Below are 15,307 nucleotides of genomic sequence, written 5' to 3'. Positions count from 1 at the left end.
CATTAATTGGAAACGCAATCAAAACTTGATACGAGTTTTTTAGGGGGAATGTACAGATGGGACGTCACTTGATTTTGATGGATGCATTCAAAGGGAGTATTTCTTCGAAAGAGGCAGCAGAAGCTGTCGCCTCCGGGATCCGAGCGTATGATCCGACAGCGATCATCGATTCTTCGCCTGTTGCGGACGGCGGGGAGGGAACGCTCGATGTCTATCTCGCACTCGGATATGACGTGAAGACGGCGATGACGATGGATTTGGCAGGTCGTCCGTGTGAAGTAGAGTACGCTGTCAAGGGTACAGATGCCGTCATCGAAGTCGCGCGTATTTGTGGATTGCCGATGCGGCGAAGCGAGGATGATCCCGTCCGAATGAATACGCGCGGTGTCGGTCGTTTGATTGCTCAGTTACGTGATCAAGGAATCACGCATATCCGACTGGCTTTAGGCGGGACTGGTACGACGGATGGAGGACTTGGTTTGCTCGCAGAAGTCGGCTGTCGGTTACAGGATGCCTTGGGTGACCCGATTTCATTTCAAACGAATCCGTTACTTGAGACGCATACTATTCAATGCCCGGCGTATCCTGTTCAACTGGAAGCGCTCGTCGATGTGACAGCCCTTTATCATGGTCCAGATGGTCCAGCTTATCTGTTCGGTCCCCAAAAAGGACTGCTTTTAGAAAACATCGTAAAGCTTGATCAACAACTTGAACGGATCGGGAGGTTACTTGGACTAGAAAATGTTAAAGGAACTGGAGCAGCCGGTGGACTCGGGGGAGCGATCTATGCGCTTGGTGACACAATCGTTCCAGGAGCCAAGACGATCCTGCAACATCTTCGCGTAGCAGAGCGGATGGAGCAAGCAGATTATGTCTGGACGGGAGAAGGACGTGTCGACCGTCAAAGTCAAATCGGTAAGTTACCGGGTGAGGTCACGCGGATGGCACAAGCAGCTGACGTCCCTTGTCTGATCCTTGCTGGAATCGTCGAAGAAAACATGCCGCACGCACTCGATAGTCGCTCGATCCATGCCGGACAAGCAATCACGCTCGAGCGAGAACAGACAATGGCTCGTATGAGCGAACAAGCACGTAAGTGGCTCGAGGAACTTTCACTGAAACAGGGATGAAGTCGGAAAAGTTTGGGTAAATAACTGTATATTGCCATACTTTTAGAGAAGGTAGGTCATCGTATGATCAATCAATCGATTCAATTATCGTTTCGACAAGTCCGTGCACTGGTCGAACATACCCTGCTATTATTCAAAGAGCTCGATCAACAATTAGCAAACCGTGGATACGAACCGGTCCTCCCGGAAGTCGTCCAAACGGAACATGGTCTGAGCATCCATCAGACGAAGGAGAGTGCGGAGTCACTCGTGCCGCACTTTTTAACACGGACGTATGTCCGGCAACAAGAAAAAACGAACCAACATGGATTGCTGATCTCTGTTCAATACACGCATCCGCTCCATGAACGATTCGATCCGGTCGTGCTCGTCGGTGATGTTGCGTTCAAGCAGGCGAAACATGCGCAAAAAATTTTAAGTGAAAAGCCGTGGCTCCTGAAGTATGCTGCCTTTGAATCAACGATTGCGCAAGAGTTCGTTGCCGATGGTACACGCTACACGACGCAACCGATTGAAGAAATCGAAGAGCTGATTGTCTGGGGACATCCGTTCACGGAAATGCGTGATATCGATGACGTGAAACGATTGGCGGAAGAGATGATCAGTCGTCATCTCGAGCCGGGAACAACATAAAAATAAGCTTCCGTTCCTTCAAGAGAGAAGGAGGGAAGCTTATTTTTTTAGACTTGAACGAGCAATCGTTCGATCGCTGCCGTCAAATCAGTTGGATTCGTTTTTGGAGAGAACCGCGTCACTTCTCCATCACGGGTCACGAGGAATTTCGTGAAATTCCACTCGACATCTGTTGTACCGTCCGTCGTTGGTGCTTGTGCTTTCAGTTCCTCAAATAGCGGATGTGCTTGCTCACCGTTGACATCGATTTTTGAGAAGACGGGGAATGTCACGCCGTAGTTGACTTGGCAGAACGACTGAATCTCCTCGTCCGTTCCCGGATCTTGATTCGCGAACTGATTACATGGGAAACCAAGTACGGTCAATCCTTGCGAACGATAGTCTTGATGCAATTGCTCGAGTCCTTCGAACTGTGGCGTTAAGCCACATTTGCTGGCTGTATTGACGATCAGCCATGCTTGAGCTGGGTAGTCACTTAAGGATGCCGACATTCCGTCGACGCGTTGAAATGAATGATCTTGTAACATATCGATTCCCCCTTTTTAAGTACTTCTCCAGTGTAACAAATCCGTTTTCTCGTCGTCTTCTATCGCTACTTGCGAGATGACAGAAACATCACAATCGGGTGTCAGCGGCGCTTTTTCGACGAATCTTTGTTACGATGAAAAGGAATATGGAAGGAAAGGAGAGATGCCACATGAGAAAAATGTTGAAACAATCGCGGTTCGTCATGATCGCGACGCTTTGTCTCGTCCTGGTCAGTAGTTGTATTACATTGCTGACGCTTGGGTTCGAACGCGATATTGTGATTCTTGTTTCTGGAGTGGTTGCCCTATGGGTGACGATGCTAGCTCCTTTGACGGTCCATGCCAAAATGAATCAGCAATCATAATCATTGTTCGTTCATGAAACCGCGGAACGATTCTCCCTAAAATGGAGCTCCTCCATTTTAGATGAAGGAATCGATTTCTGTGGTTTTTTTTCTTCTATAGCATAGGGCGGAAAAACGCTATTTTTCGAAAGTAAGTCATTAAAAAATCAGACTATTTTTTTTTCAACTTTTCTATTTACAACCTCAAACAATCGGAGTAATATCCATCTCATCAACGAACACTAACATGTTAATGCTTCGATCTCAAAGTACGCCGAATTCATGATTGAAGCGGGGGACCCAACCGTCACGACACGTGACACGGGGTGAATCCTTTCCGAACGGGAAAGGTAGGGCGAATTCCTAGGTATGCCCGAATCCGACAGCTAACCTCGCAGGCGTTTTAGGAGGGAACGACTCTTTTTCAGTATGCCAAAGTATAAAGGCGATGCTGGGGCCGTTTATTGCCTCACATCGTCTTTTTGTCGTGTTTAATTGTAAAAATATTGAATAATATGGGGGTATTTTCATAATGGGAGAGCTGTGGAGTATCGTATTGCTTGCCTTCTTCTTCGGTACGACGTTCGGAATGATTCATCTGATCGAGCGTGTCCAGTGGAGAGCAGGTGACCGCAAATGACGTGGTTTTTACTGGCGACGGGCTGCCTCGTCTTCTTGTATCTCGGTTATTGTCTGATGTATCCAGAAAAATTCTAATCGCATAGGGAGAACAGAAAAACATGTGGACTCAATTCATGATCCAATTTTGGATCCTACTCGTCATCGCACTTTGCGCGGCGGTCTTGCTTGGTCGCTACATCGGGATATACTTCGCACCTGTCGCAGAGCGTCGGGTCGATAAAATCGGTAAGGTCGAACGACGACTCCTGTTGTTACTCGGCGTCGATGAAAAGAAACACGATCAATCGTGGGTCGGCTATTCGAAAAGTTTGTTGCTTGTAAATGTGTTCTTCTTCATCGGTGGTTATTTGCTACTTCGTTTCCAAGGCAGTCTACCGCTCAATCCGAACGGTGCTGTGAATCTCGATTGGTCGACAGCGCTGCATACGACGATCAGTTTCATGACGAACACCGATCAACAACACTATTCAGGCGAGGCACTCTCATATCTCTCGCAAACGTTCGTTCTCGGAACGATGTTGTTCGTCGCTCCGACGATGGCATTCACGGTCTGTATCGCTGTCATTCGTGGTCTTGCGAACAAACCGCTCGGTAACTTCTATGCCGACTTCGTTCGCTTCATCTTTCGGATCCTGATTCCGATTTCACTCGTCTTCGGGATGCTGATGATCGTCTTCGGTGTACCACAGACGTTTGGTGGGGCGGTCAGCGTCACGACGCTCGAAGGAGCGAAGCAGTTGATTTACCGTGGACCGGTTGCTGCATTCGAAGTCATTAAACAGCTCGGGAACAACGGTGGTGGTTTCTTTGGTGTCAATGGTGCCCATCCATTCGAGAACCCGAACCAATTCGTCAACTTCATCCAGATGTTCTTGATGCTACTGATTCCGATGTCACTTCCAATCGCGTACGGCAAAATCATCGGTTCAGCGAAACAAGGACGACTGTTCCTCGGCGTGATGACGCTTCTCTTCATCATGATGACGGTCGGGATGGCAGGGAGCTTACTTGCGAATCCAACGGCACATGGTCAGGAATTACGGTTCGGTCAAATCGGAACGGCGCTCTACAGTTCGATTACGACGGCAGCTGAAACCGGAGCGGTCAATGCGATGCATGACTCACTCCATCCGCTCGCTGGATTGATACAGCTCGGCAACATGATGCTCAACATCGTTTACGGTGGAGCAGGTGCAGGATTCCTGAACGTCTTGCTGTACGCCTTCGTCGCAGTCTTCCTAACAGGTCTCTTGATCGGTCGGACACCGACGTTCCTCGGAAAGAAAATCGAGACGTTCGAAGTGAAGATGATCGCGATCGCGCTACTCGTACCGCCATTCCTAATTCTCGTCGGAACGGCAATCTCGATGTATGTTGCACCAGGCGTTGCCGGCATCTCGAACCCAGGTTATCACGGACTGTCGCAAGTCTTGTACGAGTTCACGTCCGCGACGGCGAATAACGGGTCCGGGTTTGAAGGGCTTGGCGACGCCAATGTCTACTGGAACGTCTCGACATCATTCGCGCTATTCTTCGGACGCTACATCCCATTGATCTTGATGCTTACAATCGTGGGTTCGCTTAAAGCGAAGCCATCGGTTCCGCAAGATGAATTTTCGTTTAAGACAGATACACCACTCTTCGGAACAGTCTTCCTCGGTACGGTCGTACTCGTCGGTGCATTGACATTCTTGCCAGTGCTCGTACTTGGACCGGTCGCGGATTGGCTGACGATGTGAACAGGTAAAAGCATATGATGGAACGAATCATGCATCCGACGCCCGAGGAACACCAACCGAACGGGGAGCCGGAACACCAATCCAAATCAGCAATCAATGGCTCGATCGCGCGTCAAGCGACGATCGATGCCTTTAAAAAATTAAATCCCGTCAACATGATCAAACAACCAATCATGTTCGTCGTTTGGATCGGTTGCTTGCTCGCAATCGGCTATACGATCTTCATTGACGAGATGCGTGGCTTTAACTTAACGGTCAGCATCATCCTCTTTTTGACGGTCTTATTCGCGAACTTCGCGGAGTCGATCGCGGAAGGACGTGGGAAAGCACAAGCGGACTCACTGAAAGCGTCGAAAGCAGACGTCATGGCCCGTAAACGTGTCGGACAACTGATTCAAAGCGTCTCGTCGGCGACACTTCGGAAGGGCGATATTGTCTTCGTCCGAGCAGGGGAGTATGTACCGGGTGACGGTGAAATCATCAAAGGACTTGCTTCGATTGATGAATCAGCGATCACCGGTGAATCCGCACCCGTCATCAAGGAAGCAGGCGGTGATTTCTCATCGGTCATCGGCGGAACACTCGTCGTCAGTGACGAGATCGAAGTCCGGATCACAAGTAATCCAGGTGAGTCATTCCTCGATCAGATGATTGCCCTCGTTGAAGGCGCAAGTCGTCAGAAGACACCGAACGAACTCGCGTTATCAACGCTCTTGACGAGCTTGACATTGATTTTCTTACTTGTCGTCATGACATTACCTGTCTTTACGAACTACCTTGGATTTGATCTGTCAGGTCCAATCTTGATCGCCTTACTCGTCTGTTTGATCCCGACGACGATCGGTGGCTTGCTGTCCGCAATCGGAATCGCCGGGATGGACCGAGTCACCCGCTTCAACGTCATCGCGATGAGCGGGAAGGCGGTCGAAGCAGCAGGCGATATCCAGACGATCATCCTGGACAAAACAGGAACGATCACGTTCGGTAACCGGATGGCGTCGGAGATCACGCCAGTCGGTGAGCGTACTGCTGAGCAGGCGTTCGAGGGGACAATCCTCGCCTCGCTCGCTGATGAGACACCAGAAGGACGTTCCGTTCTTGAACTCGCTGAACTTCGCGCAATGCCGGTGGAACAACACTGGTTAGATGGCGCAGAGATTGTACCGTTTCGAGCAGAGACACGAATGTCCGGACTCGACTTAAGAGATGGACGCCGTGTACGGAAAGGGGCGGGACAAGCGATTCAAGATTGGGTGACAGAACAAGGCGGAACGATTCCGAATGATTTGCAAGAGAAAGTAGATGCGGTCTCTCGTCTCGGTGGCACACCACTTGTCGTCGCGATCGACGCAACGATCCTTGGCGTCATCTATTTAAAAGATACGGTCAAACCGGGCATGCGGGAACGATTCGATCGTTTACGTGAAATGGGCATCAAGACGGTCATGTGTACCGGAGATAACCCGTTGACGGCAGCAACGATCGCCCGCGAAGCAGGCGTCGATGATTTCGTCGCGGAATGTAAGCCGGAAGACAAGATTCGTGTCATCCAGCAGGAACAAGCAGCCGGTCACCTCGTCGCGATGACGGGAGACGGTACGAATGACGCACCAGCACTCGCTCAAGCCGATGTCGGTCTCGCGATGAACAGCGGAACACAAGCGGCGAAAGAAGCAGCGAACATGATTGATCTTGATTCAAACCCGACGAAAATCATCGAAGTCGTCGAAATCGGGAAGCAGCTCTTGATGACACGGGGAGCGTTGACGACGTTCTCGATCGCAAACGATGTCGCGAAATATTTTGCGATCATCCCGGCAATGTTCATGGTCGCCATTCCACAGATGGAAGTACTCAATATCATGCGTCTTGATTCCCCGACGACAGCGATTTTGTCTGCCTTGATCTTCAATGCGATCATCATTCCGATGTTGATTCCGCTTGCGATGCGAGGAGTCACTTACAAACCGATGACGGCGGATCAATTACTCGGTCGTAACTTACTGATCTACGGTCTTGGCGGTGTCGTCGTACCGTTCATCGGGATTAAAATCATCGATGTCTTGCTTGCAAGCATCCTCTAAGGAGAAAACGAATCATGAAACAAGCCATTCGTGTGACGGTCTTCGTCGCAGCGTTATGCGGGATCGTCTTTCCCGCTTTGTTGACCTTATTCGGTCAATTGCTCGTACCAGATAAAGCAGAAGGTTCTTTAGTGCAAGAAAACGGAAAATTCATCGGATCGGAATTGATTGCCCAGCCGTTCACGTCGAAACAGTATTTTCACGGACGTCCATCAGCAGTCGATCAATTAGCGGGAGCGTCTGCTGGGGATAACCTAGCAGCATCGAACCCGGAGCTTGGCACGAAGATGGCGGAATTACAGAAACAGAACCAAGAGGACGGCGCTTCGCTTCCGGACGATGCCCTCGTGACATCCGGTTCTGGCTTCGATCCGCACATCTCAGTCGATTATGCTTTGGTTCAGGCGAAGCGTATCGCAACCGCGCGCGACCTGTCGCGTGAAGAAGTGCGGAAGTTGATCACGAAGGAAGCCGGAACCCATGATTACGTCAACGTCTTGCGTTTGAACTTAGCGCTTGATCGGAGTAAGTCATGACACGAGGAAAGCTGAAGCTGTACATCGGCTCAGCTCCTGGTGTCGGAAAAACGTATAAGATGCTTGCCGATGCACGAACATTGACGCTTGAGGGTAAGGATGTCGTCATCGGTCTGATTGAGACGCATGGTCGAAAAGAGACGGCAGAGATGGTCGGGCAACTCGAACAAGTCCCGCTACTTGAAGTCGTCTATAAGGACAAGACATTCCCCGAGGTGAACGTGGACGCGATCATTGCCCGTCGCCCCGATATCGTACTGATCGATGAACTGGCGCATACGAATGCGCCAGGATCGGTACGAAAGAAACGCTATCAAGATGTCGCAGCATTGCTTGAAGCGGGAATCAATGTCTATTCGGCCGTCAACATCCAGCATTTCGAAAGCTTGCTCTTTAAAGTCAAAGAAGTGACGGGCGTCGAAGTCCGGGAACGTATCCCGGATCCGTTTCTCGGTGAAGCCGATGAGATTCTACTCGTCGATGTCACGCCACAGACGTTACGGGAACGACTCGAGCAAGGAAAGATCTATAAGAAGGAAAAGATTGAACAGAGCTTGAATTCGTTTTTTTCGCTTCAGAATCTTGCGAGCTTACGTGAGTTATCGCTACGTCAGGTCGCGGACGAAGTCGACGATCAAGTCTATCAATCACGCTTGTTGATTGAAAAGGATCCGGCGTCGCTACAAGAACGGATTCTCGTCTGTATCCAGCTCAACGATAATGCGCGGAAGTTGATCTATCGTGGCTTTCGGATGGCGAGTCGGCTAAAAGCAGATTTATATGTACTGACGATTTTACCGACGGTTGAGAATCAATTGAATGCAAAACAAAAAGAAGTTTTAGCGATGGTCCGCGAGAGTGGCTCTTTGTTCGGGGCAGAAGTGCTGATCCGAATCCAAGGGGAGCGCTCGATTGCCCAAGCGATCACGGCAGCTGCCAAGCATCATCGCATCACTCAAATCGTCCTCGGTCAATCTGCACGGACCCGTTGGCAGGAAGTCCGGCGTGGATCGATCATCAATGAAATCATGCGTCATGTCCGCGGGATCGATATTCAAATCGTTGCCGATGACATGGAACGCTAGGGGAGCCCTTCCGCGTAAATGCAGGGGTTCTCTTCGTATCATTCAAAGGTAACAGTGTTTCGTAGTATTATGGAGTACCATTCATATGAAGGCAGAGTGTAGTTTTTCTCTTAGCGAGAAAGATTGCACTTTTTTTGTTCACCTCGCATCGTTTTCCTGGGACAAGCATCGCGCCGCTTCACTTCGTTGCAGGGTCGCTCCTGCTTGTTTTTCCCTAGGAAGCGATTTCGAGTGAACAAATCGCATGGAGTGCGAGATGTCGCGGCTTATCTCCCGCCTGTGGAAAGCGAGGATGTCGGAAACGTCCGCCATAAAAACGAGAGTGACGTCATTTACTTTTCAATTTATAAATATTACGAAAAAGGAGTAGTCTTTCTCTATCAAGAGAAGAACTACTCCTTTGCGTGTATGCTTTTAACTATCCCTCAACGAGCGAAGACTGGAATATCGAAGGTTGCCGTATAGCTATCCATCTGTTGATAGAGTGAATAGATCCGTGATGTCTGTTTGACGGCCCATCCCATGTCTGTTGCGTACTGATGGCTACCAGGGCGCATCGGACTCCAACGCATTTTGTAAAGCGTATTTTGTCCATAGGCATTGTGGATGTACTTCGTGCTGATGAATTCAGCACCACCGACAATCGCGGCTTCCGGAGTGAACCAACCTTGGCTATACGCATAAGCAGCACCGGTGTTGATTGCATCGTAATCATACGCACCAATGCCGTACATGTTGTAGACTTTGCGTCCATTCCATGTCACACCCATTGCGAGTGTCGATTTTCCGTTACCTGTCTCAAGCAAAGCGTGGGAGATCAAGTAAGCTTCGTTGACGCTGTACTTTTGACCAGCATCGATAAACGCTTGACCACAACTACCGTTGCTACACTTGTTGAAGATTCCTTCGCCCTTCGTGACGTTCGCTAACATCTTATCGAGTGTCGCAGGTGTCGCACCTGTTGTTTTCGATAGATCAAGGAACTGATAGAAGTCTGAAGAATTCCGGTCGACCTTCAGTGGATCAGCAGCGTTACGGACGTCTGTTTCGAGTGCATTCAGCCACTGGATCGTCGAGTAATTCGTTGCGTTCGAATAGACACGTGGGTACGTCGTATAGAAGCCGCTGACGGATTGATAGACGCGAATCATCCGACCAGGCTGGAATTGACCATAGACGTGACTTGCTGTCGAAGCGCCTGAACGAATGTTGAGCGGTGTCGTCGCTGTGACAGTCGCAATCGTTCCATTGACTGGATCGAGTGCACCACCGAGACGGACGTAACCCGTGCTGACGTACATCAATTTGTTTTTGTAGATATCCGTTTGCGGAGGTGGATTTAGTTTCATCTGTGCGCTGATGAAACTATCGAACGTATACGGTGTCGCGACGGAGTTATAGACGTTTAATTTAGAAGAAGTCGTCACGAACGCCCCCTTATATGCATATCCACTTTTGCCATCGTAGGAAATCTTATACCAATCACCGATTTGACCAGAGACAGTGACGACGAGATTTTGAGGAATCGTCTTGATGACATTGTATGAGCTACCGACGTAAGAGCGTAAAGCAACGTTTGATGTAGCCCGTACGTACAATTTTTGTTTTGCTTCGTATTTGATTGATGACGTGTTTTGTCCGGTGCGGATATAACCCGTTTTGCCATCAATCGTTACTTTATGCCACGAGGTGTTCGTGTAGGACGTGATCAAAGAAGATGTGTAATAGACATTTCCGAACGAGAGTGTCGTGACAGTTGCTGCTTGATCGTCCGGTGCTTGTTTGACGACAAGTGATTGATTCGCCAAGAAACGTGCACCCGTAATCTTTTTCGTTTCCGTGTACGGTGTCAGTGTTGATTTTAAAACATAGCCGTTTTTACCAGCGTAGCTGATTTTTAACCACTGATCGAGACTACCTGTTACTTGAACGACGGCTGCTTTTGGCAGCTTCGTCACCGTCGCATAAGCTGAACCGGCATCCGACTGGAGTGTCGTATCCGTCGTTGCTTGATAGCGGTGGTTATTGACACTTTCGTATGTGACAGGTGAACCTTGATTGATTTGAATGTAACCGGTTTTCCCGTCAACCGTCAGACGATGCCATTGCTCCGAACGACCAGTCGTGACGACTTGATTTGTCGTGTAGACGTCTCCAGAAGAGAGGCGAACGAGAGTGTCAGCTGTGGCTTGGTGCGACGTTTTTACTTCGACGGTACGTCCAAGGCGATAAGAAGAAGATGGAATCGATTGCGCCATGACTTTTTCCTTAGCGTAACGTGAAGCGATATAACCTGTTTTCCCGTTGTACGTCACACGATACCAATCATTGATCATTCCAGTGACCGTGATGCTCGTACCAGAAGGAATCGTTTTGACGGTCGCGTAAGTGTTTCCAGCATATGAACGGAGGGGAGTCGAAGTCGTCGTCTGCATGACGATCCGGTCCGATTGATAACGAACGCTCTTCCCTTGACCGACAGGAATGTAGCCTGTCTTTCCATCCTTGCTCACACGATGCCATTGCTGACCGTTTGACGTCACGAGTTGTGTCGTGTAGTAGATGTCACCGCTCTGCAGTGTTGTCAGCGTGGATGCTTTTACATCTGGTGAAGATTTGATCGAAACTGCTTTTTCAAGTTCAAAGCGTGCGCCTGCAATTTTCTGCTTCGTTGCAAGCGTCGTAAAGGTGCTGGAAGCAGCATATCCCGTTTTACCGTTATAACTGACCCGGTACCAATTGCCGATCCGTCCAGAAATTTTGATGATCGTATTGCTCGGGATCGTTTGCACTGCAGCATACGATGGACCTGCATACGAGCGGATCGTTGTCGCGGCTGTCGTTTTCAATGAAAGGTTTGATTGTGATTCGTAAGCGATTGGTGTTGCCTGATTCGCTAATACGAAGCCGGTTTTACCTTCCTTCGATACTTGATACCATGTTTCACCGAGTGGATTCGTCACACGTGTCTTCGTGTAGTAGACGTTTCCAGCACTTAGTGTCGCAAGTGTTTTTCCATTGGTTGCAGGTGTCGTCTTGATGGCAAGTGATGCTGTCAACAGGAAGCGTGAAGACGGAAGCTTCGTCTTTTCTGTGTACTCTGCCAATGTAGCGGATAAGACGTAACCCGTTTTACCAGCGTATGTGACTTGATGATACGTTGCCGTCTTAGCGCTTGATGTGACAATCGTGTCTTTCGGAAGACTGGCTAAGCTATTCTTCGCTTCCGCTTGACTGTAAAGGGGTGTCACACTTTTCGTCTGATACCGTGTTTGTGGAATCAATGTCACACTTTGCTTTTCAGAAGAGGCGAACGCATCTTGATGCATGTAGCCTTTTTTCCCATCGTACTGAACGCTGACCCAGTCCTCGATCCGACCGACGATTTTGACGTCTTTTCCAGATGGAATGGTCTGAACTTTTGGATAACCTGTTCCAGCGTATTGGCGCAAGATATAAGCGTCGACCGTTCTTGACGTCGTGTTCGTCACCTTTTTATAGGCAACTGCTTTTGCGCCGGCAGCTACATAGCCCGTCTTCCCGTCATATTTGACGCGGTACCATGTTTCGCCATATGGATTCGTCACACGTTGTGACGTGTAGTACACATCCTCTTCGTTCAACGTACCGATCGTCGTTGCAGTATCCACTGCGGTCTTTTTGATCGGTGTTTTTTTGAGGACGAGGTAGCGCTGTCCAGAAACGGTTTGTTTCTTTTCATACAGCGTGAGGTATTTCGACGCGACATATCCCGTTTTTCCAGCGTATGTCACTCTTCTGAATGCTCCAGAAGCATACGTGGATGAAACGACAGTTCCGGTCTTGATCGTCAACAAGCGTTTCCGAGAAGATGCCGTCTTGTCGTACAGATAACTATCGGTAGACAGACGGTAGGTCGTCGCTTTCGTCGTCGCTGCTTCAGCTACTGGTAAAGATGTTAAAACGATGCTGAAAACGATGAGAAAGCTCGCGAACACCTTCAAGGTCTTCGAGAATGATGTCGTGTTCAAAGTATCTTTCCTCCTAGTAGATATTCGTCCGGATGGACGGAATCGGCTTCTAGGATGTCTAAGTCTAAGTTGTGAAATCTATTGCCTATCCTTACTATCGACAATATCGGATTTTTATGAACAAAATATTGAATTTTTTTGAAAAAAGGGGTCTGGTTTTTTGAAAAACCCTCCTGTTTTTTTAAACAAGAGGGAATATGGTCAGATGTTGAGACGAGCGAGGAGTTCCGTCAGATTCGTCGTTGGTCGTTCACACGAAAAATCATGACAGAGATAAGCAGTAGGTACGTTTGGTTCAGGATAATCTGCGAGCAGTGGTACAAGCGGTAGAAGGTCACGCTTCGTCCCAATCAACAAAGCGACTTCTGGCAAGCGCATCCGTTGCAGTTGATCGATTTCGATTGGAATCTCCGACTCTTCAGGAATCAAGATGATCAATTCCTTCGGTTCCATCTGCCGGTAGGTGAAAGTACTGACAAGTGAGGCAAAGCCTGTTGGTTGTTGCTCGACTTCCTCTACTAATGCCGAAAGAGCCCGTTCAGCACTTTCTTGATAGACGAGACGCCCGGTGAGGCGACTGAGCGTGAAGAAGACATGTAAGGCAACGCTGTTTCCGGCGGGTGTGACCCCATCATACAGATCAAGTGGACGAACGAGTAGTTCGTCGGAGTGTGAAGACGTCAGATAAAAATAACCATCCGCTGTTTGGAACTGTTCTTGTAGCACATCTGCAAGTGCTAAAGCCTCCTTTAGATGAAGTGCCCGTCGTGTTGATTGGAACAGTTCAAGATGTGCGTCGATCAAATACGCATAGTCATCGAGGAATCCGTGTCCGATTGCTTGTCCTTCGCGGTAATGAACGGCAAGTTGATTCTCCGTACGGACGAATCGTTCAAGCGACGTCATCGCACGCGTTGCGACATGAGTATAGTACGGTTCACCGAAGACGCGACCGGCTTTAGCGAATGTCGAGATCATCATCGCATTCCACGATGTCAACCGTTTATCATCACGAAACGGGCGCGGACGTTCATTTCGCGCATTGAGGAGAAGCTGGCGCTCGCGTTCGAGTTGCGCCGCTGTTTCAGCAGGCGACAAGTGAGCAGAACATGCGAATGCCTCAAGTGTTCGTCCTGTTCGATAAAAGACGTTCCGTCCTTCGAAGTTCCCCGATGGTGAAGCATGGTAGAAGCGCGGGAACAGTGCGTCTGGTCCGAGTAAGTCCGTCAGTTCAGCTACCGTGAACGTATAAAAATGTCCTTCGCCTCCTTCACTATCCGCATCTAGTGCAGCGTAGAAGGTGCCGTCCGGTGCAGACAACTCACGCTCTACGAATGTAAGTATTTCTTCTGTGTAGCGACGGAATCGAATTTGTCCGGTCACTTGGTACGTCTCGATGCATAAGGTCGCGAACCAAGCATTGTCGTACAGCATCTTCTCGAAATGAGGAATCTGCCACTCGGCATCGACCGTGTAACGGAACAGACCGTAGCCGACTTGATCCGTCATCCCGCCGTCACGCATCGCGATCAGCGATCGCATGACCATATGGAGCGCCGTCTCGTCTTCCGCGTATTGATAATAATCAAGCAAGAAACGAAGTAGGGCAGGCGACGGAAACTTCGGTGCCTCTCCGAATCCACCGTGTTGACGGTCGAATTGACGCATCGCCTGATCGAAGGTGTCATGAATGATCGATTCATTCCAATTATGGGTAGAAGTCGCAGGCTGCAATACATCGCGAAGCGTCTGCGACATGTTCTGACCGACTTGGGCGATTTTATCTGGTGAACGGCGGAATTGTTCGCTGAGCTGAAGCGTCACCTGACGAAAACTCGGACGATTGAACTGAGGTGTCTTCGGAAAATACGTGCCGATATAAAACGGTTGCTGGTCCGCTGTCATGAAGACGCTCAGTGGCCAGCCGCCTTGTCCGTTCATGACTTGAGCCGCCGTCATGTATACATGGTCGATGTCAGGACGTTCTTCCCGGTCGACCTTGATTGCGATGTAGCGTTCGTTCAAGAGTCGTGCCGTTTCTTCATCCTCAAAGCTCTCATGAGACAGCACATGGCACCAATGGCACGTCGAATAACCAATCGATAAAAAGATCGGCTTGCCGCTTTCTCGAGCGGCAGTGAAGGCGTCTTCGCCCCATGGGTACCAATCGACAGGCTGGTGAGCGTGTTGCAATAGGTAGGGACTCGTTTCATGGATAAGTCGATTCGGCATGATGGATTTCCCTCGTTTCTTCTATAGTAATGATTCCTCTTCACGATACTCGGCTTTTACGGCAGGTGCAACTCCAATTCTGAGACAGGAGAAAACGGTTTTTTAAAAGAAAAATTGACTTTATAAAAGAAAGTGTGATAGATTAATATAAGTCATGAATCGGGGATGATCACTCATGTGAGAATCTTCAATCCATATCATACAATTAAATCGACAGGTCAGGATTTTTAGACCGCTACTGACAAATGAGTCAGACATAAGTCATCGCTTTTATTTTGTCCTTCTTCATACTACGAGGAGAAGTTGACCCAGCAAGATAAACCTTCCAATCGATACTTTTCCGCT

At 49.1% G+C, this 15,307-nt stretch carries 10 protein-coding genes and 1 riboswitch; of the genes, 7 read left to right on the top strand and 3 right to left on the bottom strand.

The features are described 5' to 3' along the window. The first annotated feature begins 56 nt into the window (after nt 1-56). A complete protein-coding gene (locus L985_RS14155) occupies nt 57-1,130 on the top strand; it encodes a glycerate kinase (RefSeq protein WP_047392955.1) in 1,074 nt (357 codons plus the stop codon). 63 nt (nt 1,131-1,193) lie between these two features. After that, entirely contained in the window at nt 1,194-1,763 is a 570-nt protein-coding gene (locus L985_RS14150) for a hypothetical protein (protein WP_047392959.1), read from the top strand. Between the two features lie 47 nt (nt 1,764-1,810). Here L985_RS14150 and L985_RS14145 read toward each other — a convergent pair whose 3' ends face one another. Next, nucleotides 1,811-2,290: a glutathione peroxidase gene (locus tag L985_RS14145; RefSeq protein WP_047392963.1), complete on the bottom strand. Its 480-nt coding sequence runs from the start codon at nt 2,288-2,290 to the stop codon at nt 1,811-1,813. 170 nt (nt 2,291-2,460) lie between these two features. On the opposite strand from L985_RS14145, the gene L985_RS14140 reads away from it, so the two are divergent. From L985_RS14140 to L985_RS14115, 5 genes are all read left to right on the top strand, one after another. Then, on the top strand, nt 2,461-2,655 hold the full coding sequence (locus L985_RS14140) for a hypothetical protein (protein ID WP_029342614.1): 195 nt from the start codon (nt 2,461-2,463) through the stop codon (nt 2,653-2,655). A 241-nt stretch (nt 2,656-2,896) separates the two neighbouring features. Then, nucleotides 2,897-3,050, top strand: a riboswitch (cyclic di-AMP (ydaO/yuaA leader). A 324-nt stretch (nt 3,051-3,374) separates the two neighbouring features. Then, nucleotides 3,375-5,015 (top strand): potassium-transporting ATPase subunit KdpA, encoded by a 1,641-nt coding sequence (kdpA, locus tag L985_RS14130; protein WP_047392968.1) that lies wholly within the window; start codon nt 3,375-3,377, stop codon nt 5,013-5,015. A gap of 14 nt (nt 5,016-5,029) precedes the next feature. Then, complete coding sequence (gene kdpB / locus L985_RS14125; protein ID WP_047392972.1) at nt 5,030-7,099, top strand: potassium-transporting ATPase subunit KdpB; 2,070 nt, start codon at nt 5,030-5,032, stop codon at nt 7,097-7,099. A gap of 14 nt (nt 7,100-7,113) precedes the next feature. Continuing rightward, the gene (gene kdpC, locus L985_RS14120; protein ID WP_047392976.1) at nt 7,114-7,635 is read left to right on the top strand and encodes a K(+)-transporting ATPase subunit C; all 522 of its coding nucleotides are present in this window, start codon (nt 7,114-7,116) and stop codon (nt 7,633-7,635) included. Next, nucleotides 7,632-8,720, top strand: coding sequence for a universal stress protein (locus tag L985_RS14115; RefSeq protein WP_029342610.1), 1,089 nt, complete (start codon nt 7,632-7,634; stop codon nt 8,718-8,720). Before kdpC ends, L985_RS14115 begins: the two co-directional genes overlap by 4 nt. A 425-nt stretch (nt 8,721-9,145) precedes the next feature. On the opposite strand, the gene L985_RS14110 is transcribed toward L985_RS14115, so the two are convergent. Both L985_RS14110 and L985_RS14105 read right to left on the bottom strand, forming a co-directional pair. Continuing rightward, nucleotides 9,146-12,730 carry an SH3 domain-containing protein gene (locus tag L985_RS14110; RefSeq protein WP_047392979.1) on the bottom strand — a complete coding sequence of 1,195 codons (3,585 nt, stop codon included), beginning with the start codon at nt 12,728-12,730 and terminating at the stop codon, nt 9,146-9,148. A 201-nt stretch (nt 12,731-12,931) separates the two neighbouring features. Continuing rightward, nucleotides 12,932-14,962, bottom strand: a complete 2,031-nt coding sequence (locus L985_RS14105; protein ID WP_047392982.1) for a thioredoxin domain-containing protein — start codon at nt 14,960-14,962, stop codon at nt 12,932-12,934. Nucleotides 14,963-15,307 lie beyond the last annotated feature (345 nt).

Origin of the sequence: Exiguobacterium sp. ZWU0009, from assembly GCF_000798935.2 — a bacterium.
Taxonomy (GTDB): domain Bacteria; phylum Bacillota; class Bacilli; order Exiguobacteriales; family Exiguobacteriaceae; genus Exiguobacterium_A; species Exiguobacterium_A acetylicum.
This window is presented reverse-complemented; position numbering and strand designations above follow the sequence as displayed.